Here is a 19,163-nt window from a genome sequence, read left to right as displayed (position 1 = left end):
GTCAGTAAAATCGAACGATGTCCATCGCACATTTCTTCTGCACACCCCAATCGGAAGGGTAAGCCAATTGTATTTAGGGAAAGCCTCTCGCACTTTTTTTAGCGAGAGGCTTTCTTTTTTTACTGCCAGAGCTGTCTGTCAAAAAACATCTTGGCTTTGTAACCCTAGGTCCGTTACCGCGTTAAAGCTATCATAACCGACTTACAAGAAGTTGGATACGCACCTGTCGTAAAATTGCCGGCTGTAGAGCTTCTATCACGGAATGGTTAACAAACCGAGGTAGTAAAATCGCACATGCCCATCGCAAGCTTCCTCAGGCAAAGGCTATTCAACGGAATTATTTATTGTCAGTTATAAAAGAAAGCCTCCCGCTATTCAATCAGCGGGAGGCTTTCTGATTTTACTCACGGATAGAACCCGATTTTTCGGATTGCCCGGATGTTGCCTGAACAAAAAAACGGACACGCTGAGCAGCGTGTCCCTTTTTGTATGTTTTAGATCGAGAAATTCGCTCCAATACAGCAATCCGTGATTTATGCGTTTGCGTCGGGGTGCGGTGCGTTCTCCGACTTGCTGTACTCTGGCTTCATTTGCGGGAAGAAGAGTACATCCTGAATGGAGTTGGAGTTGGTCATGATCATGCTCAGACGGTCGATGCCAATACCAAGGCCGGCAGTAGGGGGCATGCCGTACTCCAGGGCGCGCAGGAAGTCCTCATCGAGTACCATAGCTTCCGTATCGCCGCGCTTCCCTAGCTCCAGCTGGTCCTCAAACCGGGCACGCTGGTCGATGGGGTCATTCAGCTCCGAGAAGGCATTACAGATTTCCTTACCGTTGCAGATGGCCTCAAAGCGCTCTACCAGGCCGGGCTTGCTGCGGTGCTTTTTAGCCAGCGGCGACATTTCCACGGGGTAATCCGTGATGAAGGTGGGCTGAATCAGCTTGGGCTCCACATGCTCCCCAAAAATTTCGTCGATGATTTTGGCTTTGCCCATGCTTGGGTCGAGGCCTACTTTCAGCTCTTTGGCAGCAGCGCGCAATTCGTCTTCGCTCTTGCCGTCAATGTTGAAGCCCGTGAAATGCTCAATAGACTCAGCCATGGTGAAGCGCTTCCAAGGGCGCTGGAAGTTGATGAGGTTGTCGCCGACCTGCACTTCGGTTTTACCGTGTAAGGCCAGGGCCACGCGCTCCACCATTTCCTCTACCAGGTCCATCATCCAGTAGTAGTCTTTGTAGGCTACGTACAGCTCCATCTGAGTGAACTCCGGGTTGTGGAACCGGCTCATGCCCTCGTTACGGAAGTCCTTCGAGAATTCGTACACGCCATCAAAGCCACCCACAATCAGGCGCTTCAGGTACAGCTCGTTGGCAATGCGCAAGTACAGCGTCATGTCCAGCGTATTGTGGTGCGTTTTGAACGGACGTGCGGCGGCACCACCATACAACGGCTGTAGGATCGGGGTTTCCACCTCCAGGTAGCCTTTGTCGTTCAAGTAATTGCGCATGGCCTGCACGAGCTGAGTCCGCTTCACAAACGCGTCGCGCACGTGCGGGTTCACCACCAAATCCACATAGCGCTGGCGGTAGCGCTGCTCCGGGTCCGTGAAGGCGTCGTAGGTGATTTTCTCACCCGTGGCCTCATCTGTACGCTCTTTTACGACCGGTAGTGGCCGCAGGCTCTTGCTCAGCAGCGTGAAACCGGTTACGTGCACCGAGGTTTCGCCCACCATCGTCTTGAAGATGTGCCCTTTTACGCCAACAAAGTCGCCTAGGTCTACCAGCTTCTTGAACACGGTGTTGTAAAGCTCTTTGTCCTCACCGGGGCAGATTTCGTCGCGGTTGATATAGAGCTGAATTCGGCCCGAGGCATCCTGCAATTCCGCAAACGAGGCCTTCCCTTTTACCCGAATCGACATCAGCCGGCCCGCCAGGCTTACGTCCTGGAAGTTATTGAGCTCAGGGTGGTAGTTATCGAGAATTTCCTGGGCGTAGAAGTTCACGTCGAATAACTCGGACGGATACGGCTCAATGCCGAGCTTCTGGAGCTCTTCCAGTTTATTACGACGGATAATCTCCTGTTCGCTGAGGTGATGCATAGTGCGAGGGGGTAAAAACAAAGCCCGCGTGGGGCCGGTCAAGTCAAGCTGCAAAAATAGCGCGGCTCACACACTTATTTGCATAAACCAACGAAGAGTTGGATGGTTGGGCCCGAATAGGAGTGTAGTAGCCATATAGGCAAACAAAAAGCGCCAGCCCAAAGGGCCAGCGCTTACGTGTATATGCAGTAAGACTACAAAAAAGATCAGGTGACTTAGGCCGCCATTCGCATGGTCGGCTCGTTGTCGCGGAGCTGAGGCTCAACGCGGGTGTGTAGGCGTTCCTGCACAAACGAGTTCTGCAGGTGCTTAGGCAGCTCTTGTACTAGCTGCTGGTAGCGCTCAAGGCCTACAGCTTTCGCCACGTAGGTTTCATGAATGCCGTTGAGGTAGCTCACAATATTGAGCAGCGACTGGTGGAAAAGCTTGAAGTCAATCTCGGCTTCCACGTAGCGCTCAATCTCGCGGCTGGTTTGCGAGATACGCAGGCGGCCCAACAGGTCGAAGATGGTGGTATAGCCTAAGCGCCACGTAATCTGCTGCCAATGCGAAGCCGTCCACTTGTCCAGCACCTTGCCGGTCTTCTGGCTACGCAGGGCCGTGTTGGGGTTGGCCTGCACTTGCTGCCTAGTCCACTGGGCCTTCATCTTCCGCGTAGTGCGCAAGAACTGACCAATCTGGGCCTGAGCATCAATTTCCTTGCTGGCAATATGTAGCCCCGCCTTGTAGCCCGCCAGGGGCAAGCGGTGAATGCTAAAGTCGCCGTACGCGCCAGCCGCATAAAACGAAACCGGACGCGGATAGGCATTGCGCACGACTAAGCGGCCCACCTCCCGGTTAATAAGCGAAGGGTTATTGCTGCGTACGCCCGCCGTGTAAAGGAACGCCTGCAAGCCAGCCATAATGGTATGGTGAGCCTGTGGGAACGTCCAGTGCAAGGCATTGCGCAGGTAGTCTTCGTCGCCAAGCTCAGCAGTAGAGCGAAGCGCGTACTCTGTACTCCAGGAGGCATGCAGCATTTTGCTGATAGCCTGAATGTCCGTCTCTGCAAGCTCAGCCTGATGTGCCCGGAAGAACGGAAGGTGCTGTAAGCCGCCCATGGCGTCATCACCTTCCTGAATGTGATAGTTAATAGCGAAGAAGTAGTTGAGAAACACCTGGGCCGGAATCGATTTGCGCCAGATTTCCTCTGCCTGTTTCTGCTCGTCCGTAACGAGTGGAATGATGTTCGTTTCCATGTTCATCGTTGTCATGCTTAGTAAACCAAGTTACTAAGAATTGAGTTCATATTTGCTAAAAATATTGGGCAAATATGTATCGTAATTAATATGCTGATAATCAGAGATTTATATATGAAATAATGGCTGTGAATACTGTGTGTTTTTTAAGTCGATTTACTAAAGGAAATTGCGTGAATATAACGGTCAAGAAAAAGCCTCCGTCCCTAGGTAGGACGGAGGCTTAAACCTATCAGGAAGCGGTACGCGCAGATCTTAAATTTGGTCTTGCAGTACAGCTACGGCTTCACGCAACGTAATGTCCTTCTTCAAGGGCTTCACAAAGCGCGAGGCACGGTTTACCTTAATGGTATCAGCACCTAACTGGCGCAGATCCGTTGTCAACGGAGCAATAGCCATGGCCTGAGCCGCATTCTGGATAGTTTCGTATTTATCTGACTCTACCTTAGCCTGTGCTTGCTCAGCGCGATAGTTAGCCAACTGCAACGATACTTTGGTGTCGTCCTTACGCTTTACCATGCGCTGTACCATACCGGAAAGCTGCTTAAAGCTAGGGCTGGCGTTTACACGAGCAATGCTAGCTTGGCGAAGCTTATCAATAGCAGGAGCACCGTTGTAAGAACGGTAGCGAGCCGGCGTGATTTCATCCCACTTCAAGGGGTAGTCAGTCTCCTTTTCACCCTGATCCAAATAGCTGTAAGCATCGGGCAGAATGATATCCGGAATCACACCCTTAAACTGAGTTGAGCCACCATTGATGCGGTAAAACTTCTGAGTAGTCAGCTTCAGCGAACCAAAAGGCTTGATGCTGTTGAACTCAGCCGGCATGGCTTCATCCAGGTCGAAGATGCGCTGTACCGTGCCTTTGCCATAGGTGCTGGCTGAGCCCATTACTACGCCACGCTTATAGTCCTGAATAGCCGCAGCCAGAATTTCGGAGGCCGAGGCGCTGTACTTGTTTACTAGCACCACCAGCGGGCCGCCGTACTGAATGCGGGGGTCACGGTCGTTGAGGATGGTAGCGGGGCCTTGGCCGCCGCGTACCTGCACTACAGGGCCGCTCTCTACAAACAGACCCGCCATTTCTACGGCGTCCTGCAAAGATCCACCACCATTAAAGCGCAGGTCGAGTACTACGCCCTGCACGTTTTCAGCTTTCAGCTTCTCCAATTCCTTCTTCACGTCAGCGGCCGAGCTACGACCACCGTTATCGTTGAAGTCGGCATAGAAGTTAGGCAGCTTAATGTAACCTAGCTTTTTGCCACCATCCTGAATAGTAGCCGACTGTGCGTAGGTTTCTTCAATTACTACTACATCCCGGATAATCGAAATGATTTTCGTGCTGGCATCCGGCTTCTTTACCGTCAGGCGCACTTCAGTGCCTTTCTTGCCTTTGATCAGCGACACAGCCTTATCCAAGCGCATGCCTTCAATAGAAACCGGCTCATCAGCACCCTGCGCTACACGCATAATGATATCGCCGGCTTTCAACTCGCCTTGGCGGTATGATGCGCTACCTGGGATAATGTCAGAAACCTTAATCTGGCCATCTTTCTCCTGCAACGATGCACCAATGCCCTCGAAGCGGCCCGTCATGGCGATATCAAACGTTTCCTTATCGCGGGGCGCGAAGTACTCCGTGTGGGGGTCATAGGTGTTAGCAATGGTATTAGCATACATAGCCAACCGGTCGTTGGCATCTGACTGCTGCAGATCTTTGAAGTACTCATCAAAATACTTCATTACCCGCTTGCGGGCTTCTGCTTCCATTTGCTCCGGAGTACGCATTGGCTCGGAGGTGGTAGCGGGCGAAGGGGTAGCCGAAGTTGAAGCCAATGGCTTATCCTTCTTCTTGGCCTGCTCGTCCATCATTTCCGAAACCCGGACCATCGTCTGGTATTTCAGAAACTTGCGCCACTCTTCGCGCTGTGCTGCTGCATTGGCGGCAAAGTTGGTTTTGTCAGGCTCTGTTTCGAAGCTTTCCTCCGTAGTGAAATCGAACGGCTTCGACAGAATATCCCGATACAGCGTCTGAATATCCTTTACCCGCTGCTGCATCAGCTGCGTGCTCAGATCCAGGAACTCATGCGTGCCGCGCTGCACCTGGTTATCAATATCATTCTGGTACTTGCGGAGCTGCTCTACATCTGACTGAAGCAAAAACTTCTTGCTGCCATCAACACGCTTGAGGTACAGATCAAACACCCGCTTGGAGAAGGCATCATCAATGCGCTCTGGCTGATAGTGGGCCGCGCTTAGGCCCTGGAGCATGGCCTTTATCAGGACTTCATCCTTCTGGGGGGAACGGCCGTCGTTGCGCCGGTAAAGCTTATAGGAAGCCAGCACAAACACCGCCAGCAACACCGAGGCATATAGGCCTATCTTTAGTCGGGGGGAAGACATGAATAATCGAAATGAGATGAAGGAAATTCTGAGCTAGGCTAGCGCCTGTAAGATAGGCTACGCAGGGGGCAGACTATCGGTTGATACGAAAACGCCATTGTTAGCTAAATAAGTGCCAAAACTAAAAGCGCATTCTTCAGCTAAGGTTGAAAAAATAAGGCGAAAGGTTGCATATACCTTGCCTCAGCAATTGGATATATAGTAGGTATCTGGCAATTACGCATGTAAAAATGAATTAGCCACCAACTATGTTTCAGCTGATACCATAAAAAAGGCCCTCCCTAAAGATAGGGAGGGCCTTTTATACTTAAAGAAGCAGTGCTAGTTACTAGTAACGACGCACCTTGTCGCCGTTATGACGACGGAATTCTTCTTCGAAATAGCGAGCATCTTCTTCGTTACGGGGCTTAACGCCCATTACAATGCCGCCATTTTTCACGTCTGACTCATATTCAGCAGCGTGCTCCTCAGGAATACCTGAACCTACGAGGGCACCTACTAGGCCACCCGTCAGGCCACCAGCACCGGCACCAGCCAAGGCAGCGGCAATAGGACCAGCAATTACGAGGCCAAGGCCGGGCAATGCTACCGAAGTACCAATGGCAGCTATAGCGCCAATGATAGCACCAGCAGTACCACCAATAGCAGAACCTACACCAGCACCTTCCATAGCTTTGTCGCCGAGGTCAGTGTCAGGAGTGTTTTCGCCAAAGTGAGCTTTACGGGTGTCGTCCGACATCAGCACGTTCACATCATCTTTGCTATAGCCACGCGAAGAAAGCGACTGATATGCACGCTCAGCGCTGCTACGGTCACGGAAAGTGCCATAAGTATGGCTGCTGCCTGAGCCGTAAGTAGTATTGCTGCCAGTTACTGCACGAGCAGCGTCGCCAGCGGCGTTTTGAGTAGCATCAATGCCAGCACCTACGGCTGCACCAACCGAACCAGCGGCGGCTGCACCTTTTTGCGTGGCACTATGGTCATGATGAGGATTTGAATCGGAGCTCAGGCCACCCTGATTAGAGTAGTCGCCAGTGCTAGAGTTACCCATGTTACCGCTCGAGTTCGTGCTGCCAGTACCTGCGCCGTAGCCGCTACCTGCATTGCTGCCAGCAGCACCAGTGCCATAGTTTGCGCCTGAGCCAGTACCTGTGTTCGTCGGGTTGTTCGAATCGTTGGTGTTCATGTGGGGGTGAGGGTTGAATGAATGATAGGAGAGAGACACCCCGCCGGACTGGAAAGGGAAAGGACGTGTCCGGTGGAGGTTTCACAAGGCTTAACGGTAGGTCTCTTGCTGGGGTTGCAATAAAATTCCGACTTAAGCCTCTTTATTCATTCAATATTAACATTATAAGCCCCACAACAGGCTTTTAATGTTACCCAAATTGTTCATAGTTGGCTTCCTCTTTCCAGAAAGCCCGGCATTCTCGCCGCATGGTCTTAAGGAAATCCTCTTCCTGCTTTAAGGTCCTCCAATCGCCTAGGCCTAGCCGCTCGCACAACTTATAAAAGTTGTCGCCTTGCCCTTTGGATCCTTCCACTTTTACCAAGCAACTCAGAATAGGACGACCCGCTTGGTACTCGTTTTCGGAAATCTCAGCGAGGATTTCGTTGAGCCGGGCTTTCTCGTGAGAAATTTCCAGGTTAAAGCCCAACTCGGCCTCCTGTACTAGGTTGAGGTAGCTGGTAGTGCCTACCTGGGTGCGGGCAAAACGGATAAGATGGCTGCGTACTCGGCCGGTCATGTGAGGGGCAATAGAGGGAACGAAAGCGGAATGTAATAAAAAAAACACCCGCTGCCTCGGATACAAACCGAAGCAACGGGCTCATGCTAACCAAAACTATGCCGCTCAGCTAAATATGATTTACGGACGGACCTTCCGGCGCTCCATTTCTTTCTTAATGAGTAGAAACTCCCGGCTGCTTTGGCCGGCAATTGCCGTGTTTTCGTCGGCACGGCGCAGCAGATACGGCATTACTGCTTCTACCGGGCCATAGGGTACATATTTAGCGGTGTTGTAGCCCGCATTTGCCAGGTTATAGCTCAGGTTATCGCTCATGCCATATAGCTGGGCAAACCAAATACGCGGATCGTTGGCCCGCAGTCCCTGCTTTTGCATCAGCTCCGTAAGCAGCAAGGAGCTTGCCTCATTATGAGTGCCGGCGCAAATACTGATGCGGTCAACGTGCGCTACACAATACCGAAGCGCCTCATTGTACAGATCATCGGTGGCTTGCTTGCTGGAGTTGATAGGGTTTTGGCGGCTTTGTTGCGCGGCTACCCGGCCTTCCTTTTCCATGTAAGCGCCCCGTACCAACTTGCCGCCTAGGTAATATCCATCGGTTTCCGCATCGGCGCAAGCCTTCTGGATTGCATCGAGCCGATCATGACGATACAGCTGGTACGTGTTCCAGACAATAGCCGACTCACGATTGTAGCGCTGCATCATGGCATATGCCAGCTGATCAATGGTTTCTTGGAACCAGCTCTCTTCTGCATCAATGAAAACCCGCACACCGTACTGGTGTGCCCGGGCACAAATAGCGTTAACACGCTTTTTAGTCCGCTCGAAGCTTTCCTGCTCGGCCACCGTAAGGGGCTTGCCGGCCTGCACCTTTTCCAGAATAACGGCATCACCAACGCCCGTTACTTTGAACACCGAAAACGGAATGTTCTGGGAGCGGTGCGCTAGGTCGATGGTAGCTAGAATTTCGGTGGTGGTGGCGTCGAAGCTTTTGTCGTTGCCCTCGCCTTCCACGGAGTAATCCAGAATGGTTCCGATGTGGTAGCGGCCTAGCTCCTTAATAACAGGCAGGCACTCCTGAATGGATTCGCCCCCGCAGAACTGGCTGAAGATAGAGTTTTTGATAATGAACTTGGAGCCAGGCAGGTGCCACTTCAGCGCCGCTTTCATGAGCCCTCCGCCGGTCTTGACCAACGAGTTGTTGTTCATGGCAGCAAAGAGCGCATACATTTTGCGCAACTCCCCATCAGACTTGGAGGCGAAGGCAACGGCGGTATCTTCGAAGGAAACGGGCGGGGCTTGAGTTTCAGGCATCGGGTGGAAGGTTTGAACGGCAATGGGTGGTGAGTTGCCGCCACAAAGATAGCCGGTAAACATTCTTTTAGGCAGTATAGTTGCGCCACCTGCCAGGCATTGCTGGGCCCTGGTACCCTCTGCCTTATCAGTGCTGATGTGCTGTAATGCTACTTTATCTGCCCAAACCTCCAGGGCACTAGCCCATCTGAAATAAGAAACCCTTGCGGAAAGAGTGTTTACTCATTCTACAAGGGTTTTCATGTATTGAACCAGCCGCATTGGGTAGTAGCTGGCTGTAGTTAGTAAGGCTTGGTGGTAGGCAGCTGGGCCGACACTTCCGGAACTACCCGCGTATACGTATGCTCTGAAAGCTTCCCACTCGCATCCTGCAAGCGCAAGCGGTTGCCTGATAAGGAGTAGAACTGGTTGCTTTGATAGCCTCGGTAAATAATGACATGGCGAGAAGGCTCGCCTAAGCCACCTTTAACGCGCCGAACTGAGAATACGGCGGCACTTACTAGGCTGCCATCCTGATAAAACCGAGCGCGGCCCCGACGGTCGAATTCAACTTCTACCCGATGGCCCGTGTTTGTTGGGGTGAGTAGGCGTTGGCTGCTGGCAGTGGTTTGCTGCCATTCCCAACGCCCAACTAGTTTTTCTTCTGCCGTAGGCAAGGACTCGCGGTTGCAAGCCCCACATAGTAACCCAATACCCGATACTGTCATGACGAATACGCCACGATTAAAGGAAGTCATAATAGAATAGAAGTAAGTTGCATTGTGTGGGCTGAAGCTGGGTGCTATAGTTGCATCAAATCAAGCTATTTTTGTCCAATTTCTTGCAAAGGTTGGGCCAAAAAATTTTTAAACTCAGATAATTTTGAACAAAAACCTGTTTATAGGATTCAAGGCGCTGTCTGAACTAGCCGATTTGCTGCTGCGGCCGGCTGTAAGTCAGGTAGTTGTACTAGCGGATTCTACCACGGCCCGCCAGTGTGTGCCTTTGCTAGAAAAATTCCTTCCGGCGGGCTATACCTTGGTGGAGTTCCCAGCCGGCGAGGAATACAAAAACCTGGACACGTGCGAGGCCGTATGGACGCGGTTAACCGAAGCCCGAGCCGACCGGCACGCTGTGCTGGTAAACGTAGGCGGCGGCGTGGTTACCGACCTAGGTGGTTTCTGCGCGGCCTTGTATAAGCGTGGCATCCGGTTTGTGCAGGTACCTACTACTTTATTAGCTCAGGTTGATGCCAGCATCGGGGGCAAAACCGGCGTCGATTTCATGGGCTTCAAAAACCAAATTGGCGTTTTTCAGGAGCCCGCCGCTGTTTGCATCGACCCGCGCTTTCTGGCTACGCTTGACCCTCGCCAGCTTAAATCAGGCTACGCAGAGGTGGTAAAGCACTGGCTTATTGCTGATGCGCAGGCTTTCGCCGAAAACCGGAACATTGGGGTGATGGTAGAGGACTGGACGCCGATTATTGAGGCATCGGTGGCGCTGAAGCAACGGATTGTAGAGCAGGACCCCCTGGAAAGCGGACTGCGCAAGCTGCTCAACTTCGGCCACACGGTAGGACATGCCCTAGAAAGCTATCTGCTGCTACAGCCCGGGCGCGAAATACTACACGGTGAGGCCGTGGCGGCCGGTATGGTTTGCGAAGCGTGGCTAAGCCACCATAAAGGGCTGCTGAGCGCCGACGAGCTGGACCGGATTGAAACGTTCTTGTTTTCGATCTATGAGAAAGTGCAGTTTGTGACCTTGGAAACCAATGCTATTGCCGATTTTGCGCGCCAAGACAAGAAAAACTCCGGCAATACCATACAGTGCACACTGTTAGAAGCCATTGGCCAGGGGGTATATGATCAGCCGGTGACGGTAGAGGAAATTGCGGAGTCGTTGCGGTATTACCACCGTTTGTAGCAACTTCATGAAACGGAGCTCCAGCTCTGTTTGCTACCCCTCTGGCCGGTTCGAAGTGGGCAGAGGGGTAGCGTATTTTTCACGAAGGGCGGGCTGGAGCTGCGTCCTGCAAGCCTGAAGTGCCATTAATACTTCTGTAACCATTGCCTGGCCAACTGGCCCACTGCGGGGCACGGCGCAGGTTCCTGCCTCGAAAAGCGAAAGCAACCGGGCCCTGATTATTCAGGCGCTGGCCGGCGGCGGAGAGCTGCACAACCTTTCCGACGCCAACGATACGCAACTCATGCAGCGCCTGCTGCAAAACCCGGCCTCGCCACTTTTCGACGCCGAAGATGCTGGTACGGTGATGCGCTTTCTCACGGCTTATCTCGCCATGACCGGCCGCCAAACCCAGCTCACGGGCACGGCACGCATGAAAGAGCGCCCTATCGCTGTGCTAGTTGATGCACTCCGCCAGCTAGGTGCCCGCATTGAGTATACTGGCGAAGAGGGCTACCCACCGCTGCGCCTCGATGGCCGTACGCCCCAGCCCGCCACTGAAACCGATGATTTTGCCGAACTAACCGTGCGCGGCGACATCAGCAGCCAGTACATTTCAGCCTTGCTGATGGTGGGCCCCACTTTGCCTCATGGCCTGCGCGTGTGGCTGACCGGTAAGGTAGGATCCCGCCCCTATATCCGGATGACGCAGGCGCTGATGCAGCACTTTGGGGCTGAGTGCCGCGACTTGGGCGAAGTGCTGGAGGTGCGCCCTCAGGCCTATCAGCCCACCAACTACACGGTGGAAGGTGACTGGTCGGCGGCCAGCTATTGGTATGCGATGGTGGCGTTGGCACCTGCGGGCTCCCATCTCACACTGCCCACCTTGCGCCGCTACTCCTGGCAGGGCGACCAGGCCATCGTCGGGATTATGGAGAAGCTGGGCGTGCAAACCGAGTTTTTGGCTGATGAAGCGGTTCGCCTTACCCAAATTCCGCCGGCCACCTCACTTACTCAAGACTTCACCGACTGCCCCGACCTAGCCCAAACGGTAGCCGTGGTTGCCGCCGCGTTAGGAGTGCCCACCGAAATGACCGGCCTGGAAAGCCTGCGCATCAAGGAAACGGACCGCATTGCCGCGCTTCAGGCGGAGCTGGCGAAGTTTGGCGGCTCCCTTACTGATGCGGGCGAAGGTCGGTTTATAGTTGGGGCCGAAAACTTTCAGGTACAGGGCCAGCACGTGGCTACCTACCACGACCACCGCATGGCTATGGCCTTTGCTCCACTAGCCCTGCGCGGCGCCCTAACCATCGAGGCGCCTCAGGTGGTTCGCAAATCGTACCCGCAGTTTTGGCAAGAGCTGCAAAAGGTGGGGTTTGATGTGCAGTAGATAAAAACTGATCAACTGTGCAGAAACCGGAAGCCTATTTACTCGATACCAGAGTGAGTAGGCTTTCGGTTTATAAAAGGGCTAGTGTTGTTGCAACTCCCGGAAATACGCCGCTGAGTGGCGCAGCCGACTTCCATACCAACTGAACAATTCTCCGTCTACTACCCGCACAGTAGCTTCCGGACAAAGCGCCTGAAACTCGGCTAGGTGTTTTTGGCTAAATGGATAGGGCTCCGAAGAAAGCAAAATCTGCTGGGGCGCAGCGGCCTGCAGCAGTTCAGCCGTAACTTCGGGGTAGCGCCCGAGGTGGCCGAATGCATTGGAAAAACCAGCTCGCGCCAGCATATCGGTAATAAACGTGCCGCCCGCTGCCACCATATAAGGCTTACGCCAGATGAAGTATGCCGCAGTTGTCAGCTCAGCTGGTGTGGTAAGCTCCGAGAAGGAGGTTGCTATGCTGGTGGCTATCTGTTCTGCTGCGTCCTTACGCCCCGTGATAAACCCTACCCGTTGGATCATGTCCAGTGAATCGTCAAGGGTCGTGATATCACTCATCCAGACAGGAAACATGTCTGCTAGCTGCTCTATGCCTTCCTGGTAGTTTTCTTCCTTGTTGCCAATAATCAGGTCGGGTTTCAACTCGGCAATCTGCTCGAAGTGGAAGTTCTTCGTACCACCAATAACAGCTGCATGCGAACGGGCCTCCGCCGGATGGATACAAAACTTCGTGGCACCCACTACCCGCTCTGCTAGCCCCAAATCATATAGCAACTCTGTTTGAGAAGGTACCAATGACACAATACGCCGCGGCGGAAACGGAACGGCCACGCGGCGGTTCATTTGATCCGTAACAGTAAGCGGAAGGCTAGGAATAGGAGGCAGATCCATAGAAAGCAAAGTAAAGCATCCGAACAAAAAAAGGCCTTGCCCAACGCAACGCACGCTGGCAAGGCCTTTTACTAGGCTTGAGCAAGCCGTAAAGTCTTACGAGAAGTACCTGAAATCGTGGCCGTCTTCAATGCGGAGCAGGCACTCGTAGATGAGCTTGGTTACGTTCTCCACGTCGTCTTTGTGCACCGTTTCCACGGTGGTATGCATGTACTTGAGGGGTAGCGAAATCAGGGCCGAAGCTACGCCCGCGTTGGAGTACGCAAAGGCGTCGGTATCGGTGCCGGTAGCGCGAGTGGCGGCGGCCCGCTGGAACGGAATCTCTGCGCTTGTGGCCGTTTCGATAATCAGGTCGCGCAGGTTGTTTTGTACGGCTGGGCCGTAGGTAATCACGGGGCCTTTGCCGCAGTGCAGGTCGCCGGAGGTTTTCTTCTCGTACATGGGCGCCTGCGTGTCATGAATCACGTCGGTGATAATGGCTACATCGGGCTGAATGCGGTGCGCAATCATCTCGGCGCCGCGCAGGCCAATCTCTTCCTGCACCGCATTCACGATGTAAAGGCCAAAGGGAAGGGTTTTATTATTTTCCTTCAGCATCCGGGCTACCTCCGCAATCATGAAACCACCAATGCGGTTGTCGAGCGCCCGGCCCACATAAAATTTGTTGTTAAGCACCGTGAATTCGTCCTCAAACGTCACGACGGAGCCTACGTGGATGCCCATTTCCTCCACTTCTTCCTTGCTGGAAGCGCCGCAATCCAGGAACACTGTTTCAATGGTAGGCGCTTTATCTTGCTCTACCTTGCGTACGTGGATAGCGGGCCACCCGAAAACGGCTTTTACAATGCCTTTCTTGGTGTGGATGTTCACGCGCTTGCTAGGGGCAACCAAGGGGTCAGAGCCACCATTCTTGCGCAAGTAGAGGTAGCCTTCCTTGGTGATGTAGTTGACGAAGTAGCTGATTTCATCGGCGTGCGCCTCAATTACCACCTTGTACTTAGCCTCCGGATTTACTACCCCCACTACCGTACCGTATGTGTCCACGAAGTACTCGTCGATGTAGGGTTTGATGTATTCCAGCCACAGTTGTTGGCCTTCTTTCTCAAAACCGGTAGGAGAGGGGTTATTGAGGTATTTCTGAAGGAAGTCGAATGATTCTTGGCGCATATACGAATGGCTCAAAAAGGTAAGAGAATCAAAAAATAACTACTAGGCGCTAGCTGTCGCGAGCCAGGCCATCGGGATATCGGCTTCTAGCCCTTGCGCTCCGGCTACCCGGCCCGTAAAGCGGCCTTCCTGCCGGAAACCCAGCTTTTCGTATAGCGCAATGGCGCGGGTGTTACTTTCCCGAACCAGTAGCTCTACCCGCGTAACCTGCGGAAACCGGTGTTGTACGTGGGCTAGTAGCTCCGTAAAAAGCCGGCGGCCCAAGCCTTGGCCCTGCGCAGCGGCGTCAATGGCAACCGTCAGGTCGCCGAGCACGTGCGCAAATATTTTCAGGCCAGAGGAGTACACGTGGATTTCGGCCACCAGCTGCCCATCCTGCTCAGCCACTAGCGCCACCCCGTGCGCCAAACTGCGACCCAAGAAATGCGCTACATAGTCAGCTGTAATTTCTTCTGGCTGCCGGGCCAAGCCACCAGATTCGCGCGACACTCGTTGGTAGAGGCTCTGAATAGCCTGAGCGTCCTGAAGGGTAGACGGGCGAATCTGGATAGGCATGGAAGCGGTACTACAGCGGAATATTTCCGTGCTTCTTACGTGGCAGGGTATCCACTTTGTTTTCGAGCATTTTGAACGCCCGGATGAGCTTTTGGCGCGTCTGCGACGGCAGGATTACTTCATCTACGAAGCCACGATGCGCCGCGCGGTAGGGGGTAGCAAATTTTTGCTGATACTCATCTACTTTCTCCTGCAGCTTGGCTTCGGGGTCATCGGCCTGCGCTATTTCACGCTTAAAGATGATTTCAGCGGCACCCTTAGCACCCATCACCGCAATTTCGGCCGTTGGCCAAGCGTAGTTCATATCGGCCCCAATGTGCTTGGAGTTCATCACGTCATAGGCACCGCCGTAGGCTTTACGGGTAATGACGGTGATACGCGGTACGGTAGCTTCGCAGAAAGCATACAGTAGCTTCGCGCCGTTCGTGATAATGCCGCGCCACTCTTGGTCGGTGCCGGGCAGGAAACCAGGCACGTCTTCCAGCACCAGCAGCGGAATATTAAACGAGTCGCAGAACCGTACGAAGCGGGCAGCTTTAGTGCTGGCATTGATGTCCAGCACGCCAGCCAACACAGCCGGCTGGTTGCCAACAATGCCGATGCTGCGTCCACCCAGGCGAGCAAAGCCTACCACAATGTTCTCAGCAAAGTTCTGGTGCACTTCCAGGAAAGAGCCCGCATCAATAATGCCCTCAATCACCTCCCGCATATCGTAGGGCTGATTGGGGTTTTCAGGGATAATGGTATCCAACACCGCGCGCGACTCGTCCTGGCCAGCTTCATAGGGCAAGGCTGGAGCCGTTTCCTCGCAGTTTTGGGGCATGTAGCTCAGCAGCGCCTTCAGGTGGTTGATGCAGGCTACCTCGTTGGCGCAGCTAAAGTGCGTTACACCGCTTTTGGCCGAGTGAGTGCTGGCGCCGCCCAGCTCTTCACTGGTCACATTTTCATGCGTTACCGTCTTCACTACATTCGGACCCGTCACGAACATGTAGCTCGTGTCTTCTACCATCAGAATGAAGTCAGTAATGGCGGGCGAGTACACGGCACCACCGGCGCACGGGCCCATAATTGCCGATAGCTGCGGTACTACTCCGGAGGCCAAGGTGTTCTTGTAGAAGATATCGGCATATCCGCCGAGGCTTACCACGCCTTCCTGAATCCGGGCTCCGCCCGAATCGTTGAGACCAATAACCGGCGCGCCATTCTTCATGGCTAGGTCCATAATCTTCACAATTTTCTCGGCGTGCGTTTCGCTGAGCGAGCCGCCAAACACCGTGAAATCTTGCGAGAAAACGTACACCAAACGACCATTTACGGTGCCGTAGCCGGTTACTACCCCGTCGCCTAGGTAGTACTCCTTGTCCAAGCCGAAGTCCTTGGAGCGGTGCATTACAAACTTCCCTATTTCCTCGAACGAGCCTTCATCTAGAAGCAGGTCCACCCGCTCACGGGCCGTAAGCTTGCCTTTTTTATGTTGGGCATCGATTCGGGCCTGGCCGCCCCCTAGTAAGGCTTCCTGGTTTTTGCGGTCGAGAACTTCGAGTTTGCTTAGTTGGGCTTCAGCGTGCGGGTCAGACATTGGGTGGGCTTAAAGGGAGGTCAATGTAGCTACTTAGGTCAGGAAGCCAAAGGTAACGTACCGATAAAGAAAAGCCGCACCAGAATTCGGGGCCTCGCAGATCAAGCATGTGAAGCTTAGCAAAAAGAGGAAAGGTCCTTCTGCTTCGTTTCTGCCAAGAAATAGGATGAGCTAAAACACAAAAAACGGCCGGTTCCTGTGTAGGAACCGGCCGTTTAATTGCTCTTGACGATTACTCGCCTTTCTTCTTGTTGTCCTTCGGCTCGTCATCGCTAGGTTCGGGAGCTTCCTCAGGACGCTCGTCGCTAGCTAAGTTGAGCGCTTCACCGCTTTTGCTCACGGCGAAGGTCAGTTCCTCGGCGCCTTCTGCGAAGTCGGCCGTAATAACGTCACCCTGGGCAATTTCAGCTTTCAGGATTTCCTCCGCAATCGGATCTTCGATATACTTCTGGATAGCCCGGTTCAGCGGACGTGCACCGTACTTAGGATCATAGCCTTTTTCAGCTACAAAGTCCTTGGCGGCTTCAGTCAACTCTACACGGTAGCCCAGCGTCTGGATACGGCCCAACAGCTTCGACAGCGAAATGTCGATAATCTTGTGGATATCGGCTTTCTCCAGGGAGTTAAACACGATAACGTCATCCAAACGGTTCAGGAACTCGGGCGAGAAGGTTTTACGCAGGGCGTTGGTGATGGTGCCCTTCGTCAACTCATCCATGTTCTCCTGACGCGCCTTGGTTCCGAAACCAATCCCAGCACCGAAGTCCTGCAGGTCACGAGCACCAATGTTCGAGGTCATGATGATGATGGTGTTCCGGAAGTCAACCTTACGGCCCAGACCATCGGTCAGAATACCATCGTCCAGCACTTGCAGCAGAATGTTGTATACATCTGGGTGCGCTTTCTCAATCTCGTCGAGCAAGATAACGGAGTAGGGCTTGCGGCGGATTTTCTCCGTCAGCTGACCACCCTCTTCATAGCCCACGTAGCCGGGAGGCGCGCCCACCAGGCGCGAGATGCTGAATTTCTCCATGTACTCCGACATATCAATTCGCACCAGCGAATCTTCTTTATCGAAGAGGTACGTTGCCAGCACTTTAGCCAGCTCCGTTTTACCTACACCCGTTGGGCCTAGGAATACGAACGAACCGATAGGTTTCTTAGGATCTTTCAGGCCAACGCGGGTACGCTGGATAGCTTTAACCAATTGCTTGATGGCCTTGTCCTGACCGATCACGCGGCCTTGCAGCTCTTCGCCCATTTTCAGGAGCTTGGAGCTTTCGTTCTGCGCAACACGCGAAACCGGGATGCCCGTCATCATGGCAATAACCTCGGCCACGTTCTCCTCTTTCACCGTGTAGCGCTTCTTCTTAGTCTCCTCTTCCCAGTCCTTTTTGGCCTGCTCGAGTTGATCAATCAGCTTCTTTTCGGTGTCGCGGAGCTTAGCGGCTTCCTCATACTTCTGCGACTTCACCACGCGGTTTTTCTCGCCTTTGATGTTCTCAATCTGCTCTTCGAGCTTGAGAATGTCTTCGGGCACCACAATGTTGTTGATGTGCACGCGCGCACCAGCTTCGTCGAGGATATCAATGGCTTTGTCTGGCAGGAAACGGTCCGACATATAGCGGTCCGACAGCTTCACGCAAGCTTCAATAGCCTTATCGGTGTACACCACGTGGTGGTGGTCCTGATACTTGTCCTTAATGTTGTTCAGGATTTCAATGGTTTCCTCAGGCGTGGTAGGATCTACCATTACCATCTGGAAACGACGGGCCAAGGCACCATCCTTCTCAATGTACTGACGGTACTCATCGAGCGTAGTAGCGCCAATGCATTGGATTTCGCCACGGGCCAGAGCCGGCTTGAACATGTTGGAAGCGTCCAGCGAGCCAGAAGCTCCACCAGCACCTACAATCGTGTGCAGCTCGTCAATGAATAGGATAACGTCCGGAGACTTTTCCAGCTCATTCATTACGGCCTTCATACGCTCTTCAAACTGGCCGCGGTACTTAGTACCAGCTACCAGCGAAGCCAAATCGAGGGTAACTACGCGCTTACCGAACAACACGCGTGATACCTTCTTCTGAATGATGCGTAGGGCAAGGCCTTCAGCAATTGCCGTTTTACCTACACCAGGCTCACCAATCAGAATGGGGTTGTTCTTCTTGCGGCGCGACAGAATCTGAGCTACACGCTCAATTTCTTTTTCGCGGCCTACAATAGGGTCAAGCTTGTCTTCCTCTGCGAGCTTGGTCAGGTCGCGGCCGAAGTTGTCAAGCACTGGAGTGCGCGACTTCTCATTGCCTTTTTTAGGGGTAGCACCGGCTCCGGCACCGCCGCGGCCTGCTGAGCCCCCAAAGAGGCGGTCGTTATCGTCGTCGTCGGCCTCGGGGCCGTTGGTGGGGTTGTTCGCCGTGTTACCGTGGTAGTCCAGCGAATCACGTACGGATTCGTAGTTCACGTTAAATTTGCTCAGGATTTGGGACGAAATATTGTCTTCATCGCGCAGAATCGACAGGAGCAAATGCTCGGTGCCAATAATTTCGCTTTTGAAGATTTTAGCTTCCAGGTAGGTAATCTTGAGAACTTTCTCGGTCTGCTTTGTCAGGGGGATAGAGCCAGTTATGCTCGTTCCCTGCGTAGCTGTATTGCGAGTGGCTTGCTCAAGGGCGTACTTCAGCTCGTCCACGGAAACGCCCAATTTCTTGAGCAGCCCGATGGCCGTGCCTTCCCCCTCGCGAATCATGCCCAGCAATAAGTGTTCGGTACCGATATAGTCGTGCCCAAGCCGGATGGCTTCCTCCCGGCTCAGGGAGATGACCTCCTTGACACGATTTGAGAATTTAGCTTCCATGCAGATAAGGTAGTGAAGAAAAACGGAACCCCGCAAGCACAAAATCAGGCATG

General features: G+C 53.4%; 14 protein-coding genes. 2 read left to right on the top strand and 12 right to left on the bottom strand.

Going from position 1 to position 19,163, the window contains the following annotated elements; genetic code table 11:
- Positions 1-533: 533 nt before the first annotated feature.
- The 7 genes from lysS to ACYVHC_RS05755 form a co-directional block, all read right to left on the bottom strand.
- Entirely contained in the window at positions 534-2,096 is a 1,563-nt protein-coding gene (lysS, locus tag ACYVHC_RS05785) for a lysine--tRNA ligase (RefSeq protein ID WP_460612715.1), read from the bottom strand.
- 215 nt (positions 2,097-2,311) lie between these two features.
- Positions 2,312-3,349 (bottom strand): hypothetical protein, encoded by a 1,038-nt coding sequence (locus ACYVHC_RS05780; RefSeq protein ID WP_460612714.1) that lies wholly within the window; start codon positions 3,347-3,349, stop codon positions 2,312-2,314.
- Between the two features lie 240 nt (positions 3,350-3,589).
- Complete coding sequence (locus ACYVHC_RS05775; RefSeq protein ID WP_460612713.1) at positions 3,590-5,737, bottom strand: carboxy terminal-processing peptidase; 2,148 nt, start codon at positions 5,735-5,737, stop codon at positions 3,590-3,592.
- A gap of 328 nt (positions 5,738-6,065) precedes the next feature.
- Positions 6,066-6,923, bottom strand: a complete 858-nt coding sequence (locus tag ACYVHC_RS05770) for a hypothetical protein (RefSeq protein ID WP_460612712.1) — start codon at positions 6,921-6,923, stop codon at positions 6,066-6,068.
- Between the two features lie 190 nt (positions 6,924-7,113).
- Positions 7,114-7,482 carry a hypothetical protein gene (locus ACYVHC_RS05765; RefSeq protein ID WP_460612711.1) on the bottom strand — a complete coding sequence of 123 codons (369 nt, stop codon included), beginning with the start codon at positions 7,480-7,482 and terminating at the stop codon, positions 7,114-7,116.
- Between the two features lie 120 nt (positions 7,483-7,602).
- Positions 7,603-8,796, bottom strand: coding sequence for a proline dehydrogenase family protein (locus tag ACYVHC_RS05760; protein WP_460612710.1), 1,194 nt, complete (start codon positions 8,794-8,796; stop codon positions 7,603-7,605).
- A 281-nt stretch (positions 8,797-9,077) separates the two neighbouring features.
- Positions 9,078-9,533, bottom strand: a complete 456-nt coding sequence (locus ACYVHC_RS05755) for a hypothetical protein (protein ID WP_460612709.1) — start codon at positions 9,531-9,533, stop codon at positions 9,078-9,080.
- 124 nt (positions 9,534-9,657) lie between these two features.
- Here ACYVHC_RS05755 and aroB point away from each other — a divergent pair, with 124 nt between their 5' ends.
- Positions 9,658-10,698: a 3-dehydroquinate synthase gene (gene aroB / locus ACYVHC_RS05750; RefSeq protein ID WP_460612708.1), complete on the top strand. Its 1,041-nt coding sequence runs from the start codon at positions 9,658-9,660 to the stop codon at positions 10,696-10,698.
- A 283-nt stretch (positions 10,699-10,981) separates the two neighbouring features.
- Positions 10,982-12,067: a 3-phosphoshikimate 1-carboxyvinyltransferase gene (locus tag ACYVHC_RS05745; protein ID WP_460612707.1), complete on the top strand. Its 1,086-nt coding sequence runs from the start codon at positions 10,982-10,984 to the stop codon at positions 12,065-12,067.
- 81 nt (positions 12,068-12,148) lie between these two features.
- Here the strand turns inward: ACYVHC_RS05745 and ACYVHC_RS05740 are convergent, their stop codons facing one another.
- The 5 genes from ACYVHC_RS05740 to ACYVHC_RS05720 form a co-directional block, all read right to left on the bottom strand.
- The gene (locus tag ACYVHC_RS05740; RefSeq protein ID WP_460612706.1) at positions 12,149-12,955 is read right to left on the bottom strand and encodes a TroA family protein; all 807 of its coding nucleotides are present in this window, start codon (positions 12,953-12,955) and stop codon (positions 12,149-12,151) included.
- A 96-nt stretch (positions 12,956-13,051) separates the two neighbouring features.
- A complete protein-coding gene (locus ACYVHC_RS05735) occupies positions 13,052-14,122 on the bottom strand; it encodes a M42 family metallopeptidase (RefSeq protein ID WP_460612705.1) in 1,071 nt (356 codons plus the stop codon).
- A 42-nt stretch (positions 14,123-14,164) separates the two neighbouring features.
- On the bottom strand, positions 14,165-14,677 hold the full coding sequence (locus tag ACYVHC_RS05730) for a GNAT family N-acetyltransferase (RefSeq protein WP_460612704.1): 513 nt from the start codon (positions 14,675-14,677) through the stop codon (positions 14,165-14,167).
- Positions 14,678-14,687: 10 nt separating this feature from the next.
- Positions 14,688-16,256 carry an acyl-CoA carboxylase subunit beta gene (locus ACYVHC_RS05725; protein WP_460612703.1) on the bottom strand — a complete coding sequence of 523 codons (1,569 nt, stop codon included), beginning with the start codon at positions 16,254-16,256 and terminating at the stop codon, positions 14,688-14,690.
- Positions 16,257-16,488: 232 nt separating this feature from the next.
- A complete protein-coding gene (locus tag ACYVHC_RS05720) occupies positions 16,489-19,110 on the bottom strand; it encodes an ATP-dependent Clp protease ATP-binding subunit (protein ID WP_460612702.1) in 2,622 nt (873 codons plus the stop codon).
- Positions 19,111-19,163 lie beyond the last annotated feature (53 nt).

This window comes from Hymenobacter seoulensis (genome assembly GCF_054780535.1).
Note: the sequence above shows the minus strand (reverse complement) of the source record. Positions and strands in the feature narration are given on the sequence as shown.